The sequence below is a fragment of the Serratia sp. CoH_134_PS_4 genome (assembly GCF_058190535.1).
Window position 1 is genome coordinate 17,280 of record NZ_JBXWKI010000004.1, and the last position, 26,121, is coordinate 43,400.

Consider the following 26,121-nt stretch of genomic DNA (forward strand, 5'->3'; position numbering starts at 1 on the left):
GATCTCCGCAATTAGTAAGAACGCACTTTCGGCGGGAATGCCGGGCGCAGCTTCGGTTGCATGTTCACTTCACGACGCGTCATGCTTTCCGATTGCGGCTGATACAGCGAATGACACAGCCAGTTGGCATCGTCACGTTCTGGGAAGTCGAAGCGGCTATGTGCACCACGGCTCTCAGTACGGAAGTTGGCCGACACGGCGGTGGAATACGCGGTCTCCATCAGGTTATCCAACTCCAGGCATTCAATGCGTTGGGTGTTGAACTCGCTGGAGGTATCATCCAGACGTGCATTCTTCAGACGTTCACGGATCTCTTTCAGCTCTTCCAGGCCTTTCGCCATCGCATCACCTTCACGGAATACCGAGAAGTTGTGCTGCATACAGGCTTGCAGTGCCTTACGGATTTCAACCGGATCTTCACCTGAACGGGTATTGTTCCAGCGGTTCAGACGGTCGAGTGACGCTTCCACATCAGATTCACTGGCATCACGGCTTGCGCCCTGCTCTGCCATCGACTCCTGCAGATGCATACCGGCAGCACGACCGAACACCACCAGGTCCAGCAACGAGTTGCCACCCAAACGGTTGGCGCCATGCACGGATACACAGGCAATTTCGCCAACGGCGAACAGGCCCGGGATCACAACATCTTCGCCTTTTTCGTTCACAGTCAGCGCCTGGCCAGTCACTTTGGTCGGAATACCGCCCATCATGTAGTGACAGGTTGGAATAACGGGAATAGGTTCTTTCACTGGATCGACGTGAGCGAAAGTACGCGACAGTTCCAGAATACCCGGCAGGCGGGATTCCAGGACTTCTTTGCCCAGGTGATCCAACTTCAGTTTGACGTGCGGGCCCCACGGACCGTCACAACCACGGCCTTCGCGGATTTCAATCATGATCGAACGAGCAACCACGTCGCGACCAGCCAGGTCTTTAGCGTTCGGCGCATAGCGCTCCATGAAACGCTCGCCGTGTTTATTCAGCAGATAACCGCCTTCGCCACGGCAACCTTCGGTCACCAAGACACCCGCGCCAGCGATGCCGGTCGGGTGGAACTGCCACATTTCCATGTCCTGCACGGGCACGCCGGCACGAATTGCCATGCCAACACCGTCACCGGTATTGATATGTGCGTTAGTGGTGGACTGGTAAATACGGCCTGCGCCGCCGGTTGCCAACACGGTAGCTTTGGCTTTGAAGTACACCACTTCACCGGTTTCAATGCAGATAGCCGTGGTACCGACGACCGCACCATCCTGGTTTTTCACCAGATCCAGCGCGTACCACTCGGAGAAGATAGTGGTGTGGTTTTTCAGGTTCTGTTGATACAGGGTATGCAGCAACGCGTGACCGGTACGGTCAGCTGCCGCCGCAGTGCGGGCCGCCTGCTCGCCACCGAAGTTCAGTGACTGGCCGCCGAATGGACGCTGATAGATGCGGCCATCATCCGTACGAGAAAACGGCAGCCCCATATGTTCCAGTTCCAGAACGGCTTCAGGGCCGGTTTTACACATATATTCAATGGCGTCTTGGTCACCGATATAATCGGAGCCTTTCACCGTGTCATACATATGCCATTCCCAGTTATCTTCGTGGTTGTTACCCAGGGCTACGGTAATACCCCCCTGAGCAGACACGGTATGGGAACGGGTCGGGAAGACTTTTGACAGCAAGGCGCAAGTAGAGCCCGCTTGAGAAATTTGCAGTGCCGCGCGCATACCTGCACCGCCTGCACCGATAACGACAGCATCAAACTCTCTGACCGGCAGTTTCATTTTACGCACCCCACACTACGATTGTTCCGTACAGTAAATAGACCAGCAACACGACAATAACCGCCAGTTGCAACACCAGACGCACCGCGACGGGTTTGACATAGTCTGTCAGTACCTGCCACAAACCGACCCAGGCGTGAACCAGAATCGACAGCAGCGTCAGTACAGTGAACACTTTCGTAATAGAAGTGGCGAAGAAACCGCGCCAGATTTCGTAGGTGAGATCCGGAGCCGTGACGAAGAAGCCCAGGATATACAGTACATACAGGGTGATGACGATAGCGGAAGCACGCAGTAACAACCAGTCGTGTACGCCGTTGCGTCCTAATGCAGAAACATTGTTTACCATACGAGGACTCCAGCCAGAACTGACAGCACGACGGTCAGACCGATCGCCACCTGGGCAGAACGGGTACCGGCGGCTAAACTCTCTTCGATATAGCCAAAATCCATTAACAAATGGCGAATGCCACCGCAAATGTGATAGGCCAGTGCAGTGAGGATGCCCCAGAATATGAATTTGACAACGAAGCTATTCATGATGGCAGCAGCCTGCATGAAACCCTCTTGGGAAGAGAGAGACAGGCCCAGCAGCCAGAGGAGGATACCCACGGCAACGAAGGTAATTACGCCAGAGACTCGATGTAAGATGGACGCTATCGCAGTTACGGGAAACCGGATCGTTTGCAGATCCAGGTTGACAGGTCTTTGTTTTTTCACGTTTTTGCCCACACAGCTCTTATTATTTTCCTTCCTCCGGCCTGGGCGGGGATCAGACAGCGTTAAGAGCCAAAACCCTCACACGTCACGCGCTCAAACAACAACATCCTGTGTGCTTAAACGGCGCGTAGTTATAACGCTGGGTGCTCCTACTTCAGGGTATCCCGGAGACCTGGCGGCAGTATAGGAGGATCACATTCTGATTACAATTCCCATACAATCCCTTTGGTAACATTTCCCCCGAACAGTGATTTAGATCACGGATTTCACAATTAGCACAAAATTAATTATCTGATTTGACAAGAGATCAACAATTCCATTACATATAGGGGCACAAACGGCCCTATGACGCGCTATAGGTCAGCAGATACACTTCCCCCAGTGTTCAAGATATGCAACAGTGTATTTGGCGGAACCTATCCCAATGGCGGTTTTTGCCGTTCATATTTGCAGCACATTGCCGCAGACATAATTAAATAAGGCATAGAAAACAGTTTATTGGGATAGGTTCAACAACCCCCGAACACGTCGTAGGTAAGATTAACAGAACATAACGAATTCCGATGAATCGTTAACAACTGGTCACCCGCCTCGTTCGCCTGGTTAGCACTCTGTACCCTACCCGCGCAATTGCGCAGTCGCTCACAGAGTTAGCGTCCGCACCATTTTTTGCGGGCAACCTGAGGAGAATTAAGGTATTTCAGTTGTTAGAGGTTTTTAAAATAAGGCGCAAAGGAGACTGTAAATGACTGATAAGAAAGCGACGCTAACCATTAACGATGGTGAAGCTCCAATCGAACTGGGCGTATTATCCCCGACACTGGGCCCCGATGTCCTTGATGTCCGCGCCCTGGGCTCCAAAGGTTATTTCACGTTTGATCCCGGCTTTACCTCTACCGCTTCCTGCGAATCCAAAATCACCTTTATCGACGGTGACAAAGGCATACTGCTGCATCGTGGCTTCCCAATCGAACAGTTGGCGAAAGAATCTTCCTATCTGGAAGTATGCTACATCCTGCTGTACGGCGAGACCCCGACTGCCGAAGAGTTTGAGACCTTCAAAACGACCGTCACCCGCCACACCATGATCCACGACCAGATCACCCATCTGTTCCGTGGTTTCCGTCGTGACTCACACCCAATGGCCGTGCTGTGCGGTGTAACAGGTGCCCTGGCGGCGTTCTACCACGATGCACTGGACGTTAACAACGAGCGCCACCGCGAAATCACCGCGTTCCGCCTGCTGTCCAAAATGCCTACCGTGGCAGCCATGTGTTACAAATATTCTCTGGGCCAGCCGTTCGTTTACCCTCGCAACGATCTGTCCTACGCCGGCAACTTCCTGCATATGATGTTCGCGACTCCGTGTGAAGAATACGTGGTGAACCCGGTGCTGGAACGCGCTATGGATCGCATCCTGATCCTGCACGCAGACCACGAGCAAAATGCGTCCACCTCAACCGTACGTACCGCAGGCTCTTCAGGCGCTAACCCGTTTGCCTGTATTGCTGCCGGTATTGCTTCACTGTGGGGACCAGCACACGGCGGTGCCAACGAAGCCGCACTGAAAATGCTGGAAGAGATCAAAACCGTTGAGCACATCCCTGAGTTCATCAAGCGTGCCAAAGACAAAAACGACTCATTCCGTCTGATGGGCTTTGGCCACCGCGTGTACAAGAATTACGACCCACGTGCCACCGTGATGCGTGAAACCTGTCACGAAGTGCTGAAAGAGCTGAACAAGAAGGACGATAACCTGTTGGAAGTGGCGATGGAGCTGGAACACATCGCGCTGAACGACCCGTACTTCATCGAGAAGAAACTGTACCCGAACGTCGACTTCTATTCAGGTATCATCCTGAAGGCGATGGGTATTCCTTCTTCCATGTTTACCGTTATCTTCGCTATCGCCCGTACTATCGGCTGGATCGCACACTGGAACGAAATGCACGACGAAGGCATCAAGATTGCCCGTCCGCGTCAGTTGTACACCGGCTATGCCGAACGCGACTTCACGTCCCAGCTGAAAAACAAGTAACGCCGCTTTACCCTACGTATTGCCGCTAAAATGCCGCCCCAATGGGCGGCATTTTTTTGCTATTTCTGACATCCCGGACACCAATAGAAAGGTCGGGACGACAATGAAGTACGCACGATCATCGCACCGCAACGCTCACAAGGTTCGCCACTGCGGTGGAATACTTTAAAACTGAACAGCGCACCATGGTGGCGGTTTTCATCCACCTGCCCGCGCGTTTGGTAAGACAATCGCGGCACCGCCAGTAAAGCTTCCGCCAGCCGCTGTAAAACGTCAGACGGCAGTTCTTGCGGCCTATGGTGAGGTGCCAATTCTGCCTGCCAAAGAATTTCAGCGCGCAGATAGTTGCCCAACCCCGCGAGAAAAGCTTGATCGAGCAACATGCCGCCCAGTTGTCTGCGGCGAAATGCAGGCGACAAGAGTCGCAGCGCCACTGCCTCCACTGTCAGCGTCATGTCCAACACGTCAGGGCCAATGCGCTTTAAAAACGGGTGCTGTTCTATCTCTTCACGCGGTCCGACGGTAATATCCGAAGCGCTGTACAACAGAATCGCCCGCTCCGCCGTTTCAAGCCTTACACGCAGATCCCGCTTGGTTTCAGGCATCTCCCCCGCGTTTACCACCTTCCATACGCCATACAATTGGTTATGGCTATACAGCGTCAATCCGTTTGAAAAATGGGTTAACAGCGCCTTGCCACGCGGTTCAATAGCGACAATGCGTTCGCCAATTAGCTGATTGCGATAATGTTTAAGTTGGGGGAAAGCAAAACCGACCTCGGTCAGCGGTTGGTCTAGCACCGCCGCCGCCAGCGCATCTGCCGCCCGGCGAATCTCCGGTCCTTCCGGCATATGAAAACTCCTGAATAAGCCCCGGCGCAGCAAGCCGCACCGGGGTATGACGGGTGTTAGTGTGTCGCACCGCCAACCACTTTCAAATCATGTTCCACCTGCAATGCAATGGAAATCGCCAGCTCGAGGGCAAACAACACCGTGTTCGCGGCCATGCTCGGCGCACCAGGGTGCGCCGCCGCCTGTTCCGGCAGATAAGGGATATGAATAAACCCACCCTTGATTGCCTGTTGGTCACTCAAGCGGTGCAACAAGCCGTACATCACGTGGTTGCAGACATAGGTCCCGGCCGTTTGTGACACTGAGGCCGGAATACCGGCTTCACGCATCGAGTTCACCATTGCCTTGATCGGCAACGTGCTGAAATAGGCTGCCGGCCCGCTTGCAACGATAGCTTCGTCTATTGGCTGTTGCCCCTGATTATCGGGGATACGCGCATCATCGATGTTGATCGCCACCCGTTCGAGGGTTATATCGGTGCGCCCACCCGCCTGCCCGATAGCCAGCACCATCACGGGTTGTACCTCATCGATCGCGGCATTCAGCGTGTCCAACGCCGCGCCGAACACGCAGGGCAGTTGGCGCGCAATAATGCGCGCACCAGCCAATTCCATATCATTGAGTTGCTTGACCACTTCCCACGAAGGATTAACGCGTTCGCCGCCAAAGGGTTCAAAACCCGTGATCAATACCTTTTGCATGCGTTCTCCTTACAGGAACATCAGGAAATAAAGCAGGAATACGTTAACCAGCAGCAGCAGCACCCCAGTCGGTACCTGCGCTTTGATCACCGCATTCTTGTCCGGCAATTCCAATAACGCCGCCGGTACAATATTAAAGTTAGCAGCCATTGGCGTCATCAGCGTGCCGCAATAGCCGGAAAACATACCGATAGCCGCCATGACTGCCGGATTACCCCCATGCTGTAACACCAGAATCGGAATACCGATACCTGCGGTAACAATGGGGAAAGCCGCAAAGGCATTGCCCATCACCATCGTCAGCAACGCCATACCGATAGCGTAAACCGCAACGGCAATAAAGCGATTGTCGACCGCCAGATACTCCTGGGTCAGATGAGAAATGGCCGTGCCGACACCGGCTGCGGTAAACAACAGGCCCAGCGTGGCGAGGATTTGCGGCAAAATAAACGCCCAACCGATGGAGTCCAGCAGGCGACGTGCTTCCTGGATCGGTTGCAGCACTTTTTCATGCGTCATTTTCACGGCGATAACCAGGCCAAGCAAACAACCGGCGGTCATCGAGAACAGCGTAATCAAGGTTGCGTGATTGCCGCTGCCGAATACCGCGGTTTGCAGCGCAGGAATATTGTTAAACAGCAACACCCCCACGACCGTCACTACCGGGATGGCCAATGCGGGAATAAACAGCCGGTTCCCCAGGCGCTTGGCACTTTCTTCGCGCTGTTGTGGCGTACGCTGATGATAGCTACCCAGGCGTACACCGCCAAAACCGGCGATCAACGCCATGATCACGACCACCACACCGACAATGATGTGCAGCATGCGTTTCTCGTTGCTGCCCTCACCCAGCACGTCACCTAACAGACGATAAGTCCAGTCGCCAACCAGGAACACCAGGCCATACAGCGCCCAGAACAAACCTGTGGTAATGCGGCGGGGATTGGCACGATCGCGGAAAGACATCACCGCCACGATCAACAGCACGACACCGGCCAGCCAATAGAGATATTGTTGTTGGAAAGTCATTGAGCATCCCCTTTAGCCTGCAGCGCCGCCTGATTGAGTTGCGCCAATTCGGCGCTGAGCTGTTTATCCATCCGATAAAGCCGGAATGAATGGATCAGGAAAGCAAAGATGGCCGTCGGGATACCCCAAAGTGCGATATGCAATGGCTCGGTCTGAATACCACCGGACTCCAGCATAAAGTTGTGCATGAAGATAATGGCACCGAAAGCCACAAAAATATCCTCACCAAAGAACAACCCGACGTTATCCGTAGCAGCAGACATGGCACGCAGACGGTGGCGCGTACGTTCCGGCAATTCGCCGTAGCGGTTTTCTGCTGCCCCTTCAGCCATCGGCGCCAACAATGGACGCACCATTTGCGGATGCCCGCCCAGGCTGGTCAGCCCCATGGCTGCGGTGATTTCACGAACAAACAGATAGACGATCAACAACCGTCCTGCGGTGGCACTCTTGATCTTGGCGATCCACGCCTGCGCGCGCTCTTTCAACCCGTGGCGCTCCAGCAAACCAATTACCGCCAATGGCAGTAACAAGATCAGCGGCAGGTTACGGGTATTGAGGAAGCCTTCACCCAGTTTTTCCAGGATCACGTCTAGCGGCATCAGTGCCGCCAGCCCGGTGATGATGCCGGCGACAATCACCACCAGCACGGGGTTAAAGCGTAAAACAAATCCAACCACGATGGCGGCAATGCCAATCAATGGCCAGAGGTTAACGGCCTGTTCCATAGTATTCCCTCGATAATTTCTAATAGTTTTTTTGTTTGTGATGTTGTGTGTACTGCTTAACTACTCGGCGCTAACGTTGATACCTTCAACGGCAAAACGCTCGCGCAGCGTGCGCGCGTATTCCAGCGCATGTTCACCGTCGCCATGCAGGCAGACAGTTTCGGCCTGAACGGCGGCCCAGGTGCCGTCCAGCGTACGAACCCGATGATGACGAACCATTTCCAGCGTTTGTGCCAACGCCAGTTCGTCGCTGGTAATCAGCGCCCCAGCCTGGCCACGCGGCACCAGCGTGCCATCGGCCTGATAACCACGATCCGCAAAAACTTCCTGCCGTGTCTTCAGCCCCTGTTTTTGACCGGCGCGGATAAGCTCACTGCCCGCCAATCCCACTAACCGCAGCGTCGGATCTACCGCTTTAACCGCCCGGGCGATAGCCTCTGCCAGCTCCGGTTCTACCGCGGCCTGGTTGTACAACATGCCATGGGGTTTCACATGCACCATCACTCCGCCTTCAGCACGGGCAATTGCGGCAAGCGCACCAAGCTGATACACCACTTGCGCATACACCGTTTCTGGCGGCAATTGCATGCGAGTACGGCCAAAATTCTCACGATCGGGGAAGCTTGGATGCGCGCCAATGGCAACGCCGTATTGCAGTGCCCAACGCACCGACTGCCGCATGGTCTGTGCATCCCCAGCATGAAAACCGCAGGCGATATTGGCCGAGCTCACCCGTTGCAACAGCGCCTCATCGTTGGCGCAGCCTTCTCCAAGATCGGCATTCAAATCAACGATCATTTAACCCCCAGGCAATCTGTTGGATGAAGTGTTCCTGTTCCGCCTTGGCGCGTTGCGCCTCTGCCAGAGTACAGGGTACAAAGTGGATGGCTTCGCCCAGGCGAATTTGCGCCAAATGGTAAAGATCGGCTTCGATCACGCAGGCAATACGCGGATATCCCCCGGTAGTCTGCGCATCGGCCATCAGTACGATTGGCTGGCCGTTATGCGGTACCTGTACAACACCCGGTAACAGGCCATGCGACAACATTTCGCGATCGGTGGTGCGGCTCAGCACACTGCTACCATGCAGGCGATAGCCCATACGATTACTCTGCGGGCTCAGCTGCCAGGCCGTACGCCAAAATGCTTCCCGCGCCTCTTCACTGAATTCGTCATATTCCGGCCCCGGCAACGCACGGACGCGGTTGTTAAACAGCAATTGCTTTACGCCAGTGCTCTGCGGCGGCAACGAACGCCCTTGCCCCAATGGCAGGCTGTCACCATCCCGCAGGTTGCGCCCTTCCAGCCCGCCGAAAGCCGCTTTGCTATCTGTACTATGGGAGCCGAGCATTTCAGGAACCGCGATACCCCCGGCTATTGCCAGATAAGTGCGCATTCCGCGTTTCGGCATTTTCAGAACAAGCTGCTGACCCGCACTGACCGCATAGCGCCAGCCGGTCCATAAAGGCTTTCCATCCAATTGCGCATCGCAACCAGCACCGGTCAGAGCGATCCAACCTGGCTGGGTAAATTCGGCGCTAAATTGCCCAAGGGTGATTTCCAGTCCGGCGGCCTTGATGTCATTGCCCACCAGCAAGTTAGCGATCCTCAACGCGGGTTCATCGAGTGCACCGCCCTGGCTGATCCCCAGACGGCGGAAACCGTTACGGCCCAGATCCTGCACCGTGGTGTAAATACCCGCACGCAGAATCTTCAGCATACGCCCTCCTTCTGTGGCACAAACCTTACGCTATCGCCAGGACGCAGTAGGGTTGGTGGCATTTCATACGGATTAAACAACGCCAGGGGGGTTCGCCCAATCAACTGCCATCCGCCCGGAGTCACCAACGGATAAATCCCGGTCTGGCTACCGCCAATGCCTACGGAACCGGCCGCCACTGACAGCCGTGGTTCGGCACGTCGCGGCGTCGCCAATTTTTCAGGCATACCGCCCATGTAGGAAAAACCGGGTTGGAAACCGAGGAAATAGACCACGTAGGCCGCTGATGAATGACATTCCACCACCTGCTGTGCCGTCATACCGGTATGGCGCGCGACGTCATCCAGATCGGGCCCATCCTGGCCACCATAAATGACCGGAATATCCACCTGACGCGATTCAGGAACCAGGCTTTCCTTGCTGTCCCAGCCCTCTTGCAACAACCCCAGCATCGCTTCGGCGTCAGCCTTGGGCGTATTCAGCAACAGCGTAAGATTATTCATGCCCGGCACCACTTCACGTACATCGGGATGATGATTCAGTTTTTCGGCCAACGCCCAGATCCGCTGCTGGCTCGACAGCGTCACCGGCGGCGACAGTTCAAGCACTACCGCTCTTTCACCTAACAGGTAACATCGTGCTCGTTGCACCCTTTTCTCCTTATTATTATCGCGATGAAAACCCATCAGTTATGCGTGACAGCGCCCCGGCTGTCAATAGAACAACCTTTGGGAAAATAAGGGATTAGGCTATTAAAAGGATTCAGCCAGTGTATAAACCGGCTGAATCCTGAAGAGAAAAATCAGGCAGGATTCGGGATATCAATAAAGGTCACATCAAAACCATGTTGTTGAGCCAGCCATTCCCCCAGCGCCTTGATACCACCGCGCTCAGTGGCATGGTGACCAGCCGCAAAGAAATGAATGCCCATTTCCCGCGCGCTGTGAATAGTTTGCTCAGAAACTTCGCCGGTAATGAAGGCATCCACGCCAAATCGTGCCGCGCTGTCGATAAAGCCCTGACCGCCGCCGGTACACCAGGCAACGCGGCGGATATGTGCTGGCGCATTATCGCCACAGTGCAGCACGGAACGCCCCAGACGGCTCTCGATACGTTGTTGCAGTTCAGCCCCGGTCAGCGGGTGTTCGAATTCGCCGTGTGGTACCAGGGGTTCCACCTCACCAATCACGCGAATACCCAGCAAATGTGCCAACTGCGCGTTATTGCCCAATACCGGGTGTGCGTCCAGCGGCAGGTGATAGCCATACAGGTTGATATCATTGCTCAGCAGCGTTTTCAGCCGGTTGCGCTTCATGCCGCGTATTGATGGCGCTTCGTTTTTCCAGAAATAGCCATGATGCACCACAATAGCGTCCGCCTGGTGTACCACCGCGGCATCCAGCAAGGCCTGGCACGCCGTAACGCCAGTGACAATGCGCTGCACATGTGGCCGCCCTTCCACCTGCAGGCCATTTGGCCCGTAATCCTGAAACGCGGCGGTGTTCAGTTCGCTATTGATCAACTGTTCCAGATCGAGGTTACGCATAAAGTTCTCTCTTCAATTCAAAATGTCTGCCGGTCGCCCTGTTCCATCAGGATAAATTTTACGCCCAGATCGTTGCCCTGATCCAACTGTTGCTTAATGGTCGCGCGCACGTTTTCACCTTGCTTCAGACTGGGTTTGATATGGCTGATCACCACCGGTAAATCTTTCAGTGAACCTTCGCCGCCGCTGTACTGCGCCAGATTTTTCAGCTCTTTAAGCAACCACGCAGGCGTCAAATGCCCATACAGATTTTTATCCTCCACCTCATTGGGGTAGGACGCTTCGATGATCATCCCTTTCAGTTTTTTCTGTTCGATAAGCGGCCCCAGCACGCGCCAGGCGCTATCCAGATTGCGTGATTGCTCAAGTGCATCCGGCCCGGTATCGCCGAAAAAGGCAAAGGATCCGCTACGGTCGGACACCAGCAACATCGATGAAGGGTAACGATCATGGCTGAGCGGATACATCACGCCCGTCAATCCGGTGACCCCCAGCGTCACGCGCTGCTGCGGCCTTACCGTTTGCAAGCGGTAGGTACCCAACCGCGATCCATTGCCGGAGTCGGTAAAGTTGGGCCAGGCCTTCCAGTTAAAGTAATGGTTGCGCAGGGTCAGAATGGTATCTGCCTGGGCATAGATATTTTTCTTGCTGTCTTCCGGCGAGCCGATAATCAGCCCCGCCACATGGTCCAAATGGCCGTGACTGATAAAATAAGCGCCAATCAGCTGGCGGAATACATAGCCTTGCGGGGTATAGGGCGCAGCCAATTCAGGGGTGACTTGAGGGAAACTGCCCTTTTCCAGCCCTTTGGCAATGCCTGGCAGCAGCGAGCCGGCATCCAGCGCCAGATACTGCGACTGATTGTCGCTGCGGATCAGGTAGGAGGTCAGATTGCCGTCGCTAACCCCCCCGTCCACGCCTAATGCCACTACATCAAAGCCCGCCATCGCCAGGGCTGAATAACCGCTCAGGCACAGGGCCAGCACCTTTTTCATCATTATGTCGCTCCTTGCTGTTGCCTTAATATTCCCCGCGCTTCGCCGCTTCAAAGGCTGCCAGCGTATCCAACCGCGCCTGCTTGTGGTCGACAATCGGCAGCGGGTAATCCAGCACACGCTGCTGCTGTTCCGCCCAGCGATGGGGTTGATGGATAGCATTGTCCGGTACATCCGCCAGCTCGGGCAACCATTTACGGATAAAAGTGCCTTGCGGATCAAAACGTTCGCCCTGAGTGGTCGGGTTAAAAATGCGGAAATAGGGCGCAGCATCGGTACCGGTTGACGCCGCCCACTGCCAGCCACCGTTATTGGCCGCCAGGTCGCCGTCCACCAGTTTTGACATGAAGTAACGTTCGCCAGCGCGCCAATCAACCAACAAGTCTTTCACCAGAAAGCTGGCGCTGATCATACGTAAGCGATTGTGCATCCAACCGGTTTCATTCAACTGGCGCATGGCGGCATCGACAATCGGATAGCCCGTTGCCCCCTGCTGCCACGCCTGCAAAAACTCAGGATTATTCTGCCAGCGTACCTTATCCGTCCAATCGATAAAGGGACGGTGCCTGCATAACGCAGGATAGGCCACCATCAGATGCCGATAAAACTCGCGCCAGATCAGCTCATTTAGCCAACCAAAGGCGCCGCTATCGCTGTTTTCCAATACCTGCGGGCATTCAGCTCGCAGACGATTAAAGCACTGACGCGGTGATAAGGCGCCGATGGCCAGATAAGGCGACAAACTGCTAGTGCCGGCAATGGCGGGCAGATCTCGCTGTTCAAGGTAATCTTGCACCTGTTCACGGCAAAAGGTTCGTAACCGCTGCAGCGCCGCCTCTTCCCCTGCAGGGAAATCCCCCATTGCCTCTGCCGGCGGATAATTGAATGCTTCAGGTACGGCGGTTATTGGCAGCGCGCCACCACACCGTGTTTTGGGGGCTGGCAGGGAACGAACGTCCGATTCTGTCAGGCGTTGGATAAAGGCTTTACGAAATGGCGTATAGATTTTGTACATTTCACCGCCACCGGTTCTTACGCTACCCGGCGGCAATAACAGGCTGTCATCAAAACTCTGGCAAATCACCTTCCCGGATAAACACTGCTCTAACCCTTGGTCACGGACGCGTTCGTTGATTTCGTACTGGCGATTGTAAAACAGTCTATCCACCTGTTCCTGCTCGCAGTAAGCAACCAACCAATCAACCGAGGTGGCGAAATCATCACATTGATGGTAGCCGAGCGGAATGCCACGCTCGGCAAGCGCCTGCTGCACCAGCAGCAAATTGGCATGGATAAATGACGCCTGGCGCGGTGCCATTTCGTGCTGTAACCATTGTTGCGGGGTGGCGATAAACACGGCCAACACGCGGGCGTCAGGATCGCTACAGGCGGCGTGCAGCGCTTTGTTGTCGGTAATACGCAGATCGTTACGCAACCAGACCAGATGCGTGGTCATAAAACTCCTTGTCGGTTAGTGGCCATAACGCAGGCGCAGCGCTTCGGGATAGGGTTCGAAATAACGTTGATCCGCCAGATAGCGATCGGGGTACTCAGCCATGTAATGCTTGAGCAAGGTGATCGGTGCAAGCAGCGGTTGTACACCCTGTCGATAACGATCAATCAGCTGTGCCAACTCCTGGCGCTGCGCAGAACTCAGATGGCTGCGGAAATAACCCTGCACATGCATCAGCACGTTGGTGTGGTTACGGCGCGTCGCCTTGTGCGCCAGCAGTTTCATCAAGCGACTACGGTATTCAATGGCAAACGCCTCCAGCGATTCCCATTTGTCCACACCTGCCACAAAACGGCCCAACTCACGGTATTCTGGCTGCGAGTGCGCCAACAACGACAGCTTGTAACGGCTATGAAAGGCAATCAACCCGCCACGGGTTAGCCCTTTGCGCCACAGCATGTTCAATTCATACAGCGCATAAACGCGTTCTACAAAATTTTCCCGCAGCGTTGCATCGTTCAACCGCCCGTCTTCTTCCACCGGTAACCAGGGCATTTGCCGCAGCAGTTCGGCAGTGTACAACCCGACACCGCTTTTACGCGCGCCTTCGCCGCTATCGTCATACAGTCGAACCCGCTCCATCCCACAGCTTGGCGAGTTGGCGCAAACAATGTATCCGCACAGGTGCTGCAAAGCGGCAATGCGCTGTGAGGAAAATTGCTGCATCTGGTCGGTCACGTCGATGCTGTCGTCATTGCTGTAGCGTAATGCCACATGATGTTGTTTTTTGATCAACCGCAGTGCCGGGCGCGGGGTCGACAAACCGATTGCCATTTCCGGGCAAATCGCCTCAAAACGCACGTAGGGGGCCAGTTGTTCCACCGCAAAGGCCAGCCGTTTATGGCCACCGTCAAAGCGCACCTTCTCACCCAGCAGGCAGGCGCTGATCCCAATAGGAATTTTGTCACTCATCAATAGGCTCTCCCAGCGTTGGATGATGTTAAAAGTGTAGAGGAATTTCCCTCAGGGGACGAACCTTACCGACACAATGACTGAACGGCGCACATAAAAAAACCCCCGCTGTGAAGCGAGGGTTTTAGGGGACGACGGCAACGATCAGTAAAAATCGCAGGACGCCAGTTCCGCCTGTTGCAGCCAGACCGGTTTATCGCTGGTTTTTGACCAAACGCGGTGCAAATAGCTGTAAAAACGTGCACGGTCGCTGCGGAACAGCATTACCGGTAAAGCCAATAAACCTGCCAGGATCACTGCGCTGCGGCGCAGGAGAATCCGATGCAATGAATAAGCGTGATAGATAGACATGCGAACCTCCTCAAAAAACGCCTGGCCGTTGATCTGTCTTGGAAACAGCACTGGCGTAAACAATTAAAACAGGACCATTTGGTAACTGGACAAAATTTTAGCGCAATTGATGAAAGTTTACTACTCATCCGACCACCTTATCGCACAAAAAATCGCAAATAATTCGTACAATCCGTAATTTTGTTACATCAAGGTTAATAATTAACTAACCATTGGTTACATTGTGGTTATTTACAGCCTGTTTACGCAAACCTTCATCTTCACGCCCCCAAACAGGAGTCCAATCGCACTACGCCCCCCAAAATCGAGGCTAAAAAGCCATTTTCTGCTGTAATTTCAGCCATTTTTATACTTTTTTTACACCGGCCAACGCTATTTTTTCATCTTCTTTCTACCGCCCTCCCTACACTCGCTGTATCAAAAACTACACCTCTGGAGGTGTCCCGTGAGTATCAGCGTTATTGGTGGTGCGCTGTTGGTTCTGCTGCTGTTGGGCTATCTGGTCTATGCCCTGTTTAATGCGGAGGATTTCTGATGGCGGCTTCAGCCTTTTTATTGATTGCCAGCTTCCTGCTGGTGCTTCTGCTGCTAGCCCGTCCATTGGGCGGCTTTCTGGCGCGGTTGATCGAAGGTGAGCCACTGCCGGCACTGCGTCAGTTGGAAACGGCCGTTTGGCGCTGCTGTGGCAATACTACCGCTGAGATGAAATGGTGGCAGTACGCGCTGGCAATCATGTGGTTTAACCTGCTCGGTCTGGCTTTACTGTTCGTGCTGCTGATGACACAAGGTTCGCTGCCACTCAACCCACAGGGCTTCCCCGGCCTGTCTTGGGATCTGGCGTTCAATACCGCCGTTAGCTTTGTCACCAACACCAACTGGCAGGCCTACAGTGGTGAAAGCACACTCAGCTATTTCAGCCAGATGGCGGGATTGGCAGTGCAGAACTTCCTGTCAGCGGCGACCGGTATCGCGGTGGCGTTCGCCTTGATCCGTGCCTTCACCCGCCGTTCCAGTGCCACCATCGGTAACGCCTGGATCGACATATTCCGCGTGACACTCTATGTCTTGCTGCCAATTTCACTGCTGATTGCGCTGTTTTTCGTCAGCCAGGGCACGCTGCAAAACTTCCTGCCTTACGTGCATATCAGCACGCTGGAAGGCGCGCAGCAAACGCTGCCTATGGGGCCGGTAGCCTCACAGGAAGCGATCAAGATGCTCGGTACTAACGGCGGCGGCTTCTTTGGCGTTAACTCCGCGCACCCGTTTGAGAACCCAACGGTTCTGACCAACTTTGTGCAGATGCTGGCGATCTTCTTGATCCCCTGCGCGTTGTGTTTCGCTTTCGGCCGCGTGGCCGGAGAGAACCGCCAGGGCCACGCGTTGATCTGGGCTATGGCGCTGATCTTTGTCGTCGCTGTGGTCGTGGTGATGTTTGCCGAATTGGCGGGTAACCCGCATTTGAGCGCATTGGGCAGCGATAGCAACATCAACATGGAAGGCAAAGAATCACGCTTTGGCATTCTCGCCACCAGCCTGTTCTCGGTGGTGACGACTGCGGCCTCCTGCGGTGCAGTCAACGCCATGCATGACTCCTTCACTGCGCTGGGTGGCATGGTGCCCATGTGGCTGATGCAAATTGGTGAAGTGGTGTTTGGCGGCGTCGGCTCTGGCCTGTACGGCATGCTGCTGTTCGTCCTGCTGACCGTCTTTATTGCCGGCTTGATGATTGGCCGTACCCCCGAATACCTGGGCAAAAAGATTGATGTCTATGACATGAAAATGACCGCGCTGGCGATTTTGGTGACACCGACGCTGGTGCTGTTGGGCACGGCGTTGGCTATCGCCACCGACGCGGGACGCGCCGGTATCCTGAATCCAGGTGCACACGGTTTTAGCGAAGTGCTGTACGCCGTGTCGTCCGCAGCCAACAACAACGGCAGCGCCTTTGCCGGGCTGAGCGTCAACACCCCGTTCTACAACCTGCTGCTGGCCTTTGCCATGTTCGTCGGCCGTTTTGGGGTGATCCTCCCTGTCCTGGCGATTGCCGGTTCGCTGTGCGCGAAGAAACGTCAGCCGGCGGGTAACGGTACTCTGCCAACCTACGGGCCACTGTTTATTGGCCTGCTGATCGGCACCGTATTGCTGGTGGGCGCTTTAACCTTCGTACCGGCGTTGGCGCTGGGACCGGTGGCAGAGCATTTGCAGCTTTGGCTGGCTAAATAACAGAGCTCATAGAGAGAGAAGAAGAGATGACTCGCAAACAACGCGCGCTGTTTGAACCGGCATTGGTCCGTACCGCGCTGATCGATGCGCTGAAAAAACTGGATCCGCGCACTCAATGGCGTAATCCGGTGATGTTCGTGGTGTATATAGGCAGCATCCTGACCACGGTTATCTGGTTAGCGATCCTCACCAAACAGACCGAGGGTAGCGCGGCCTTTACCGGCAGCATTGCCCTGTGGCTGTGGTTCACCGTGCTGTTCGCCAACTTTGCCGAAGCGCTGGCCGAAGGGCGCAGCAAGGCCCAGGCAGAGAGCCTGAGAGGCACCAAGAAAACCAGCTGGGCGAAGAAACTGGCCGCGCCGCGCCGTGATGGCGTGACCGAGAAAGTTTCCGCCGAGAGTCTGCGAAAAGGCGACATCGTCCTGGTTGAGGCCGGTGACACCATTCCGTGTGACGGTGAAGTGCTGGAAGGCGGTGCCTCGGTCGATGAAAGCGCCATTACCGGTGAGTCTGCCCCGGTGATCCGTGAATCCGGCGGTGACTTCTCCTCGGTGACCGGCGGTACCCGCGTGCTGTCCGACTGGCTGGTGATACAGTGCAGCGTCAACCCAGGCGAAACCTTCCTCGACAGGATGATCGCCATGGTGGAGGGCGCCAAACGCCGCAAAACCCCGAACGAAGTGGCACTGACTATTTTGTTGGTCGCGCTGACCATTGTGTTCGTACTGGCGACGGCCACGCTGTTCCCGTTTTCGCAATACAGCGTGGAAGCCGCCAACGGAGGATCTGTCGTCACCATCACCGTACTGGTGGCACTGCTGGTCTGTCTGATCCCTACAACCATTGGCGGCCTGCTGTCTGCCATCGGCGTGGCGGGGATGAGTCGGATGCTGGGTGCTAACGTCATCGCTACCAGCGGCCGTGCGGTAGAAGCCGCCGGTGACGTGGACGTGTTGCTGCTGGATAAAACCGGCACCATTACGTTGGGTAACCGCCAGGCTTCCGAGTTCCTGCCGGCTCCCGGGGTTAAAGAACAGGAACTGGCCGATGCCGCACAGCTGTCTTCACTGGCCGATGAAACGCCGGAAGGCCGCAGCATTGTGGTGCTGGCCAAACAGCGCTTTAACCTGCGTGAACGCGACCTGCAGGCGCTGAATGCTTCCTTTGTGCCTTTCTCCGCCCAGACGCGTATGAGCGGCGTGAACGTGCAGGACCGCATGATCCGTAAAGGGGCTGTGGATGCCATCCGTCGCCACGTGGAATCCAATCAGGGCCACTTCCCACAGGCGGTGGACGATTTGGTCGCCAGCGTGGCACGTACCGGCGGTACACCGCTGGTCGTAGCCGAAGGCCCACGCGTGCTGGGGGTGGTCGCACTGAAAGATATCGTCAAGGGCGGTATCAAAGAACGCTTCGCCGAACTGCGCAAAATGGGCATCAAAACGGTAATGATCACCGGTGATAACCCGCTCACCGCAGCAGCCATCGCCGCCGAGGCCGGGGTGGATGACTTTCTGTCAGAAGCAACACCGGAAGCCAAGCTGGCGTTGATTCGCCAATATCAGGCAGAAGGACGCCTGGTCGCGATGACCGGCGACGGTACCAACGACGCTCCTGCGCTGGCACAGGCCGATGTCGCGGTGGCGATGAACTCCGGTACCCAAGCCGCCAAGGAAGCGGGCAACATGGTGGATCTGGACTCCAATCCGACCAAGCTGATTGAAGTCGTGCACATCGGTAAACAAATGCTGATGACGCGTGGCTCACTGACGACGTTCAGCATCGCCAACGACGTAGCGAAGTATTTTGCCATTATTCCGGCGGCGTTCGCGGCAACCTATCCGCAGTTGAACGCGCTAAACGTGATGCACCTGCACTCCCCTGCCTCCGCCATTATGTCGGCGGTTATTTTCAACGCCTTGGTGATTGTGTTCCTGATCCCACTGGCGTTGAAAGGGGTGAGCTACAAGCCGATGAGTGCAGCCGCACTGCTGCGTCGCAACTTGTGGATCTACGGTGTCGGTGGTCTGTTAGTGCCCTTTGTCGGCATCAAGTTGATAGACCTGATCCTGGTTGCTTTGCACATTGCCGGTTAATCATTGAGAGGAAATAACCATGTCTTACTTACGTCCATCGCTGGTGATGTTAGTCCTGCTGACGTTGATTACCGGTATCGCTTATCCGCTGTTGACGACCGGGCTGTCACAGTTACTGTTTTCTCATGCAGCCAACGGCTCTTTGCTGCATCAGGGCGATAAAGTGATAGGTTCGGCGCTGATCGGCCAAAACTTCACTAAACCGGCGTATTTCTGGGGGCGCCCTTCTGCTACCGGTGATTCGGCCTATAATGCCATGGCGTCTGCCGGCAGCAACCTGGCTGCCACCAACCCGGCACTGGATAAAGCCATCGCCGAACGCGCGGCCCAATTGCGCCAGGCCAACCCAGCGATGAAAGGCCCGATCCCTGTCGACCTGCTGACCGCGTCGGGCAGCGGGTTGGATCCGCAGATTTCACTTGCGGCGGCACAATACCAACTGGCCCGCGTTGCTGCGGCACGCCAATTGGCACCGGAGCAAATCGCGAAACTGATTGATGAAAGCACCGATCAGGCGACCCCCAATTTTATGGGCGAGTCGGTGGTAAACGTGCTGAAATTGAACCTGGCACTCGACGCATTGAAATAATGCTTCACGTGCGAGTGACAGGATAAGTATCGGGTTCGGCGTGCCGAACCCGCTTTACGTTGCTGCAAAAGGAACTCCGATGGTGGATGAGGAACAACAGCGTCCAGACCCAGACAGCCTGCTGGCACTGGCCAATGAAAAACCACGCGGTCGGCTGAAGGTATTTTTCGGTGCCTGTGCCGGCGTAGGCAAAACTTACGCCATGCTGCAAGAGGCGCAGCGGCTGCGTGGCCAAGGGTTAAACGTGCTGGTGGGCGTGGTCGAAACTCACGGTCGCAGCGAAACCGCTGCGCTACTGAATGGGTTAGATGTGTTAGCGCAAAAGCGCATCCAATATCGCGGCAGGTTAGTGCAGGAGTTTGATCTCGACGCCGCGCTCGCACGTCACCCTGCTCTGATCCTGATGGATGAACTGGCGCACAGCAACGCCCAGGGGTCACGCCACCCGAAACGCTGGCAGGACGTGGAAGAGCTGCTGGACGCGGGCATCGACGTGCTCACCACCGTCAACGTACAACACCTGGAAAGCCTAAACGACGTGGTTGGCGGCGTGACCGGGGTGCGAGTACGCGAAACGGTGCCCGATCATGTCTTCGACGAAGCCACCGAAGTGGTATTGGTTGACTTGCCCCCCGACGATCTGCGCCAGCGCCTGAACGAAGGCAAAGTGTATATCCCCGGTCAGGCCGAACGTGCCATCGAGCACTTTTTCCGTAAGGGCAATTTGATTGCCCTGCGTGAACTGGCGCTGCGCCGCACTGCCGATCGGGTCGATGACCAAATGCGCGCCTTCCGCGATACTCAAGGCCGTGAACGTGTGTGGCATACCCGTGACAGCATATTGCTGTGCGTCGGTCATAACAGCGGTAACGAAAAACTGGTGCGCATCGCCGCTCGCCTGGCAGCCAGACTGGGTTGTCACTGGCACGCAGTTTACGTGGAAACGCCAAAGTTGCACCGTCTGCCGGAGAATCAACGCCGGGCAATACTGCGGGCGCTGCGGCTGGCACAGGAACTGGGTGCCGAGACCGCCACGCTGTCCGAACCCTATGAAGAACGTGCGGTGCTGCGCTATGCCCGTGAGCACAATCTGGGCAAAATCATTATTGGCCGTCGCAGCGAGCAACGCTGGAAACTGCGCGGCAGCTTTGCCGACCGTCTCGGCCGGCTGGGGCCGGATCTGGATCTGGTGATCGTCGCGTTGGAAAACGATCCCCCCGTAGCGCCGGGGAAAGAGCATGATAACCGTAACTTTACCGAAAAGTGGCGCATGCAATTGCGCGGCTGCGCCGTGGCGGTCGCACTCTGTGCCCTGATTACCCTGCTCTCTCAATGGTTGCTGCCTGGCTTTGACCAAGCCAACCTGGTGATGGTGTATCTGCTCGGGGTCGCAATCGTCGCGTTGTTCTTCGGCCGCTGGCCCTCGGTTCTGGCCGCTGTGATTAACGTCGCCAGCTTCGATCTGTTCTTCGTCCAGCCGGAATGGTCGTTTGCCGTCAGTGACATGCAGTATCTGCTGACCTTCGGCGTGATGCTGATCGTTGGCATCACCATCGGTAACCTGACCGCGGGCGTGCGCTATCAGGCGCGTGTCGCGCGTTATCGCGAACAGCGTGCTCGACACCTGTATGAGATTTCTCGAGGGCTGAGCCAGGCGCTGACCGCCGAAGACATCGCCAAAACCAGTCGCCATTTCCTCTCCAGTAGCTTCCAGGCCAAAACCGTGTTGTTGCTCCCGCAGGAGGACGGCAAGTTACAGCAAATGGTCGGGGAAACCGGCGGATTATTATCAGTGGATGAAGCTATCGCACGCTGGAGTTTTGATAAGGGCATGCCTGCCGGCGCCGGTACCGACACTCTGCCCGGCGTCCCCTATCAGCTGCTGCCGTTAGCCACGTCGAAACAAACCTTTGGCTTATTGGCCATCGAACCCAGCAACCTGCGCCAACTGATGGTGCCGGAACAACAGCGGCTGCTGCAGACCTTTGCCGTACTAATCGCCAGTGCGCTGGAACGTTTGCATTTGGCACACAGTGCCGAGGAAGCCAAACTGGATGCCGAGCGCGAGCAACTGCGTAACTCGCTCTTGGCGGCCCTGTCCCATGATTTACGCACCCCGCTGACGGTACTGTTTGGCCAGGCGGAAATTCTGACGCTCGATTTAGCGGCAGAAGGTTCCAATCATGCCCCCCAGGCCAGTCAAATCCGCCAACAGGTGCTGAGCACGACACGGCTGGTGAACAACCTATTGGACATGGCTCGCATTCAATCGGGTGGCTTCAACCTGCGTAAAGAGTGGCAGTCACTGGAAGAGATCGTCGGCGCATCGCTGCATATGCTGGAACCCTTGATGACCCAGCATCAAATCAAGGTTGAGCTGCCGCCAGAGCAGATATTGGTCAACTGCGATGGCAGCCTGTTGGAACGGGTGTTCACTAACCTGTTGGAAAATGCCAATAAATATGCCGGCTACGATGCTACTATCGGAATTCGTGCCCATACTCTGCCTGAATGGCTGGAAGTCGAAGTCTGGGACAATGGCCCGGGAATTCCCGAAGGGAAAAAACAGCTTATTTTCGATAAGTTTTCCCGCGGCAATAAAGAGTCTGCAATCCCCGGTGTGGGTTTGGGGTTAGCGATTTGCCGTGCCATTATTGAAGTACACGGTGGCCGCATCTGGGCAGAAAACGGGGCCAACGGCGGGGCCAGTTTCCGCTTTGTGCTACCGCTGGAAAAGCCACCGGAAATAGACAATGAAGCCTTTGATCTTTAATCAAGCCCCGGGAGTCTTGTGAGCAGCACGCCAACCAATATTCTGATTGTCGAAGATGAGAAAGAGATCCGGCGTTTCGTCCGCACCGCGCTCGAAAGTGAAGGTCTGCGGGTGTTTGAAAGCGAAACGTTGCAACGTGGGTTAATAGAAGCCGGCACGCGCAAACCGGATCTGATTATTCTTGATTTAGGGTTGCCAGACGGCGACGGGCTTAACTATATCCGTGATTTACGGCAATGGAGCGCTATTCCGGTGATTGTGCTGTCGGCGCGCAACGCCGAAGAAGACAAGATTGCCGCGCTGGACGCTGGAGCGGACGACTATCTCAGCAAACCTTTTGGTATCGGTGAACTGCTTGCTCGGGTGCGGGTCGCTTTACGGCGTCATTCCGGCAGCCTGCAGGAAAGCCCATTGGTTAACTTCTCGGAAATTACCGTCGATCTGATTAATCGCCGGGTGCTGCGTAAGGGTGAAGATCTGCATCTGACGCCGATTGAGTTTCGTCTGCTGGCCGAACTGCTGGCAAATTCCGGCAAAGTCATCACCCAGCGTCAGCTACTGAGCCACGTCTGGGGACCGAATTACGTCGAGCATAGCCATTATCTGCGGATTTATATGGGTCATCTACGGCAAAAGCTGGAGGCCGATCCGGCCCGGCCAAAACATTTACTGACCGAAACCGGCGTCGGTTACCGCTTTATGCCTTAAGAGTCAGGGGCGCGACAAACCGCGCCCCTACGCGTTTGGCCCTTTCTTCAACCCCATCATAAATTCTTTGAACGCCTCACGTAACGGTGCAAACACCGGGTGCTTGCGGTTTTCGATCATCACTTCAGAAAACAACTTGAGGCCAACGGCAAAAGCCGCGCTGTTATTGTCACCGAAATTCAGATCTTCACGCGCTTTGATACGCTCAACGATGCCCAGAATGTCATCGTGGTTCTCCACCTCAAAGCTCAGTGGTGCTTTGTCGACGGGCTCCCCCTTACGGTCATTCAACGCTTCGACGGTAATACGGAAACGGTGTCCTGGCATCAGTCATTCTCCGTCGCTGTTGGGGTAATGTTCATTTCGCTTTCAATCGCCGCTACTGCGGTGAGCAATGCGGCATTAATGCGTTCAACTTGCTGCGGTGAAAGATCGGCACGCATCACATTACCGCGTAGCAAACTGCGTAGACGGTTCATGGCGTCAGAGATGCCTTCGGCAAGATTGCCGTGATGATGATGACCCCGATCGGCTCCTGCCAGGCGGGCCAGGATCACGTCGACAGCGGCCTGGTGCTTTTGCAGCTCACTCTGGCCTAGTGCGGTAATCTGGTAGCTTTTACGGCCGTTGCCGCTGGTGATTGGCTCAAGAAAATCTTGCTCTTCCAGCAGTGTCAGCGTGGGGTAAATCACACCTGGGCTTGGCACATACAGGCCGGAGGACGCCTCATCAATCGCCTTGATGAGTTCGTAACCATGGCTTGGCTTACGCGCCACCAGCGCCAACAGCACCAATCGTAGATCGCCATGTTCAAACATGCGGTGACGCCCGCCACGTCCACCTCGCCCACCACGGCCAAGTTCTTCGCCGTGATCGCCACCAAAGTGATGACGTCCGCCGCGACGGCGATGATGGTCGTGCCCTTCTTCGCTGTCATGGTGACAACCATGACGACGGTGTAAATCTAAACGGTGAAACATAGGTATACCTCTCAATGAATAGTACGTTGACGAGGTTATTTAGATATATCTAAATAACTTCGATATATCTAATCTAGATCGATATATCGAAATGCGCAAGCGGTGTTCATGAAAAAGATATATCTAAACTCCGGGCATAAAAAAAGCGCTGTAAAAACAGCGCTTTTTATCAGACGAAGAAAGATTACTTGGCGGACGCCAGTACCGCACTCACGATATCGACGGCTTCATGCTCGATCTTTTCGCGGTGTTCGGCACCCAGGAAGCTCTCACAGTAAATCTTGTAGGCATCTTCAGTACCAGAAGGACGTGCTGCGAACCAGCCGTTGTCTGTCATCACTTTCAAACCACCAATCGGTGCACCATTACCCGGCGCTGCCGTCAGGCGTGCAGTGATAGGGTCACCCGCCAGAGTATCGGCCTTGACCATGTCTGGCGACAACTTGGACAACGCGGTTTTTTGCGCTGAGGTTGCCGGTGCCTGGATGCGGTTGTAGCTCGGTGCACCAAAGCGCTTGGCCAAATCATCGTAATGATGCTGAGGGTTTTCGCCAGTCACCGCAGTGATTTCGGCGGCCAACAGGCACATGATGATGCCGTCTTTGTCGGTCGACCAAGGTGTGCCGTTGAAACGCAGGAACGATGCCCCTGCGCTCTCTTCACCACCAAAGCCCAGGCTACCGTCGAACAGACCGTCGACAAACCATTTGAAGCCCACCGGCACTTCGACCAGTTTACGGCCCAAATCTGCCACTACGCGGTCAATCATCGCGCTGGAAACCAGCGTCTTACCCACTGCCACATCAGCGCCCCACTGTGGACGATGCTGGAACAGATAGTTGATAGCCACCGCCAGATAATGGTTCGGGTTCATCAGGCCCGCCGGTGTAACAATGCCGTGGCGGTCATAGTCCGGGTCATTGGCAAACGCCAGATCGAACTTGTCACGCAGCGCCAGCAGGCCACCCATCGCCGGAACCGACGAACAGTCCATGCGGATCACGCCGTCGTGATCCAAGTGCATAAAGCGGAAGGTCTGATCGATAGAATCATTCACCAGCGTCAGATCCAGCTTGTAGTGCTCTGCAATGCGCTGCCAGTAGGCAATGCCAGAACCCCCGAGCGGATCAACACCCAGCTTCAGACCGGCACGCTGAATGGCGGGCATATCGACCACGTCCACCAAACCTTCAACATAGGGCTGCACCAGATCCTGAGCCTGTACATGACCGCTGTTCCAGGCTTTATCCAGCGACTGACGCTGTACGCCTTTCAACTGCACAGACAGCAGTTCATTGGCACGTTTTTCAATCACAGAAGTCAGGTTGGTATCGGCCGGGCCACCGTTGGTCGGGTTATACTTGATGCCGCCGTCTTCAGGTGGATTATGGGATGGGGTAATCACAATACCGTCAGCCAATGCTCCGCCGTTGCGGTTGTGGCATAAGATGGCGTGAGATACCGCAGGCGTCGGTGTGAAACCGTTATTTTCCTGCACGATCACATCCACGCCGTTGGCGGTCAGCACTTCCAACACAGAAATGAAGGCTGGCTCTGACAATGCATGGGTGTCTTTGCCCACGTAGCATGGGCCGGTGACCCCTTGCTGGTGGCGTACTTCGGCAATCGCCTGCGCGATAGCGAGAATATGGGCTTCATTGAAGCTGTGGCGCTGAGCGCTGCCACGATGGCCTGAGGTCCCGAACTTCACCGCATGTGCGGCGTTGCCCGCTTCCGGTTGCAGTACATAGTACTGCGACGTCAGCTGGGCTACGTTGATCAAATCGCTTTGCTGAGCCGGCTGCCCGGCACGTGGGTTATTCGCCATCGACATATCTCCCTAATCCCTGTCCAGCGGCCTGGCAATATG

Annotated in this window: 25 protein-coding genes; 7 read left to right on the plus strand and 18 right to left on the minus strand. The window is 55.4% G+C overall.

Features of this window, described 5'->3' with window-relative positions:
- Window positions 1-11 precede the first annotated feature (11 nt).
- Genes sdhA through sdhC form a run of 3 tightly spaced genes read right to left on the minus strand, consistent with a single transcriptional unit; the run spans window position 12 to window position 2,510 of the window.
- Entirely contained in the window at window positions 12-1,778 is a 1,767-nt protein-coding gene (sdhA, locus tag AC2FCQ_RS08410; protein WP_209636264.1) for a succinate dehydrogenase flavoprotein subunit, read from the minus strand.
- A gap of 1 nt (window position 1,779) precedes the next feature.
- Entirely contained in the window at window positions 1,780-2,127 is a 348-nt protein-coding gene (sdhD, locus tag AC2FCQ_RS08415; protein ID WP_209636266.1) for a succinate dehydrogenase membrane anchor subunit, read from the minus strand.
- Window positions 2,121-2,510, minus strand: coding sequence for a succinate dehydrogenase cytochrome b556 subunit (sdhC, locus tag AC2FCQ_RS08420; protein WP_020825671.1), 390 nt, complete (start codon window positions 2,508-2,510; stop codon window positions 2,121-2,123). The genes sdhD and sdhC overlap by 7 nt, the downstream gene beginning before the upstream one ends.
- Before the next feature lie 733 nt (window positions 2,511-3,243).
- On the opposite strand from sdhC, the gene AC2FCQ_RS08425 reads away from it, so the two are divergent.
- Window positions 3,244-4,536 carry a citrate synthase gene (locus tag AC2FCQ_RS08425; protein ID WP_209636268.1) on the plus strand — a complete coding sequence of 431 codons (1,293 nt, stop codon included), beginning with the start codon at window positions 3,244-3,246 and terminating at the stop codon, window positions 4,534-4,536.
- Between the two features lie 59 nt (window positions 4,537-4,595).
- Here AC2FCQ_RS08425 and nei read toward each other — a convergent pair whose 3' ends face one another.
- The 12 genes from nei to AC2FCQ_RS08485 form a co-directional block, all read right to left on the minus strand.
- A complete protein-coding gene (gene nei, locus AC2FCQ_RS08430) occupies window positions 4,596-5,387 on the minus strand; it encodes an endonuclease VIII (RefSeq protein ID WP_490308042.1) in 792 nt (263 codons plus the stop codon).
- 56 nt (window positions 5,388-5,443) lie between these two features.
- Window positions 5,444-6,088: a pyroglutamyl-peptidase I gene (gene pcp / locus AC2FCQ_RS08435; protein WP_404760154.1), complete on the minus strand. Its 645-nt coding sequence runs from the start codon at window positions 6,086-6,088 to the stop codon at window positions 5,444-5,446.
- Between the two features lie 9 nt (window positions 6,089-6,097).
- On the minus strand, window positions 6,098-7,117 hold the full coding sequence (locus AC2FCQ_RS08440) for a DUF979 domain-containing protein (protein ID WP_209636275.1): 1,020 nt from the start codon (window positions 7,115-7,117) through the stop codon (window positions 6,098-6,100).
- Window positions 7,114-7,845 carry a DUF969 domain-containing protein gene (locus tag AC2FCQ_RS08445; protein WP_209636277.1) on the minus strand — a complete coding sequence of 244 codons (732 nt, stop codon included), beginning with the start codon at window positions 7,843-7,845 and terminating at the stop codon, window positions 7,114-7,116. The genes AC2FCQ_RS08440 and AC2FCQ_RS08445 overlap by 4 nt, the downstream gene beginning before the upstream one ends.
- A 60-nt stretch (window positions 7,846-7,905) precedes the next feature.
- Window positions 7,906-8,643 (minus strand): 5-oxoprolinase subunit PxpA, encoded by a 738-nt coding sequence (gene pxpA / locus AC2FCQ_RS08450; protein ID WP_265554375.1) that lies wholly within the window; start codon window positions 8,641-8,643, stop codon window positions 7,906-7,908.
- Window positions 8,633-9,565 carry a 5-oxoprolinase subunit PxpC gene (pxpC, locus tag AC2FCQ_RS08455; RefSeq protein WP_265554377.1) on the minus strand — a complete coding sequence of 311 codons (933 nt, stop codon included), beginning with the start codon at window positions 9,563-9,565 and terminating at the stop codon, window positions 8,633-8,635. Before pxpC ends, pxpA begins: the two co-directional genes overlap by 11 nt.
- Window positions 9,559-10,215, minus strand: a complete 657-nt coding sequence (pxpB, locus tag AC2FCQ_RS08460; protein ID WP_265554379.1) for a 5-oxoprolinase subunit PxpB — start codon at window positions 10,213-10,215, stop codon at window positions 9,559-9,561. Before pxpB ends, pxpC begins: the two co-directional genes overlap by 7 nt.
- Before the next feature lie 152 nt (window positions 10,216-10,367).
- The gene (locus AC2FCQ_RS08465; RefSeq protein WP_490308043.1) at window positions 10,368-11,111 is read right to left on the minus strand and encodes a type 2 GTP cyclohydrolase I; all 744 of its coding nucleotides are present in this window, start codon (window positions 11,109-11,111) and stop codon (window positions 10,368-10,370) included.
- A gap of 17 nt (window positions 11,112-11,128) precedes the next feature.
- Window positions 11,129-12,109, minus strand: a complete 981-nt coding sequence (locus AC2FCQ_RS08470; protein WP_490308044.1) for an MBL fold metallo-hydrolase — start codon at window positions 12,107-12,109, stop codon at window positions 11,129-11,131.
- 22 nt (window positions 12,110-12,131) lie between these two features.
- Window positions 12,132-13,562, minus strand: coding sequence for a deoxyribodipyrimidine photo-lyase (phrB, locus tag AC2FCQ_RS08475; RefSeq protein WP_490308045.1), 1,431 nt, complete (start codon window positions 13,560-13,562; stop codon window positions 12,132-12,134).
- A gap of 15 nt (window positions 13,563-13,577) precedes the next feature.
- Complete coding sequence (locus AC2FCQ_RS08480) at window positions 13,578-14,531, minus strand: YbgA family protein (protein ID WP_265554387.1); 954 nt, start codon at window positions 14,529-14,531, stop codon at window positions 13,578-13,580.
- A gap of 144 nt (window positions 14,532-14,675) precedes the next feature.
- Complete coding sequence (locus AC2FCQ_RS08485; RefSeq protein ID WP_209636294.1) at window positions 14,676-14,882, minus strand: YbfA family protein; 207 nt, start codon at window positions 14,880-14,882, stop codon at window positions 14,676-14,678.
- Between the two features lie 445 nt (window positions 14,883-15,327).
- Between AC2FCQ_RS08485 and AC2FCQ_RS08490 the strand changes: the two genes are divergently transcribed.
- The 6 genes from AC2FCQ_RS08490 to kdpE all read left to right on the plus strand — a co-directional run bounded on the left by AC2FCQ_RS08490 (window position 15,328) and on the right by kdpE (window position 23,271).
- A complete protein-coding gene (locus AC2FCQ_RS08490; RefSeq protein WP_004949718.1) occupies window positions 15,328-15,417 on the plus strand; it encodes a K(+)-transporting ATPase subunit F in 90 nt (29 codons plus the stop codon).
- Window positions 15,417-17,105, plus strand: a complete 1,689-nt coding sequence (kdpA, locus tag AC2FCQ_RS08495; protein WP_265554389.1) for a potassium-transporting ATPase subunit KdpA — start codon at window positions 15,417-15,419, stop codon at window positions 17,103-17,105. Before AC2FCQ_RS08490 ends, kdpA begins: the two co-directional genes overlap by 1 nt.
- A 26-nt stretch (window positions 17,106-17,131) precedes the next feature.
- Window positions 17,132-19,201: a potassium-transporting ATPase subunit KdpB gene (kdpB, locus tag AC2FCQ_RS08500; protein WP_209636298.1), complete on the plus strand. Its 2,070-nt coding sequence runs from the start codon at window positions 17,132-17,134 to the stop codon at window positions 19,199-19,201.
- Window positions 19,202-19,220: 19 nt separating this feature from the next.
- Entirely contained in the window at window positions 19,221-19,790 is a 570-nt protein-coding gene (kdpC, locus tag AC2FCQ_RS08505; protein ID WP_209636300.1) for a potassium-transporting ATPase subunit KdpC, read from the plus strand.
- Between the two features lie 79 nt (window positions 19,791-19,869).
- Window positions 19,870-22,563 (plus strand): two-component system sensor histidine kinase KdpD, encoded by a 2,694-nt coding sequence (gene kdpD, locus AC2FCQ_RS08510; RefSeq protein WP_490308046.1) that lies wholly within the window; start codon window positions 19,870-19,872, stop codon window positions 22,561-22,563.
- Between the two features lie 18 nt (window positions 22,564-22,581).
- The gene (kdpE, locus tag AC2FCQ_RS08515; protein WP_209636304.1) at window positions 22,582-23,271 is read left to right on the plus strand and encodes a two-component system response regulator KdpE; all 690 of its coding nucleotides are present in this window, start codon (window positions 22,582-22,584) and stop codon (window positions 23,269-23,271) included.
- A gap of 27 nt (window positions 23,272-23,298) precedes the next feature.
- Here kdpE and AC2FCQ_RS08520 read toward each other — a convergent pair whose 3' ends face one another.
- The 3 genes from AC2FCQ_RS08520 to pgm all read right to left on the minus strand — a co-directional run bounded on the left by AC2FCQ_RS08520 (window position 23,299) and on the right by pgm (window position 26,079).
- Window positions 23,299-23,598, minus strand: coding sequence for a DUF3861 domain-containing protein (locus AC2FCQ_RS08520; protein WP_209636306.1), 300 nt, complete (start codon window positions 23,596-23,598; stop codon window positions 23,299-23,301).
- Entirely contained in the window at window positions 23,598-24,251 is a 654-nt protein-coding gene (locus tag AC2FCQ_RS08525) for a PadR family transcriptional regulator (RefSeq protein ID WP_404760156.1), read from the minus strand. The genes AC2FCQ_RS08520 and AC2FCQ_RS08525 overlap by 1 nt, the downstream gene beginning before the upstream one ends.
- 184 nt (window positions 24,252-24,435) lie before the next feature.
- Window positions 24,436-26,079: a phosphoglucomutase (alpha-D-glucose-1,6-bisphosphate-dependent) gene (pgm, locus tag AC2FCQ_RS08530; protein WP_490308047.1), complete on the minus strand. Its 1,644-nt coding sequence runs from the start codon at window positions 26,077-26,079 to the stop codon at window positions 24,436-24,438.
- Between the last annotated feature and the right edge of the window lie 42 nt (window positions 26,080-26,121).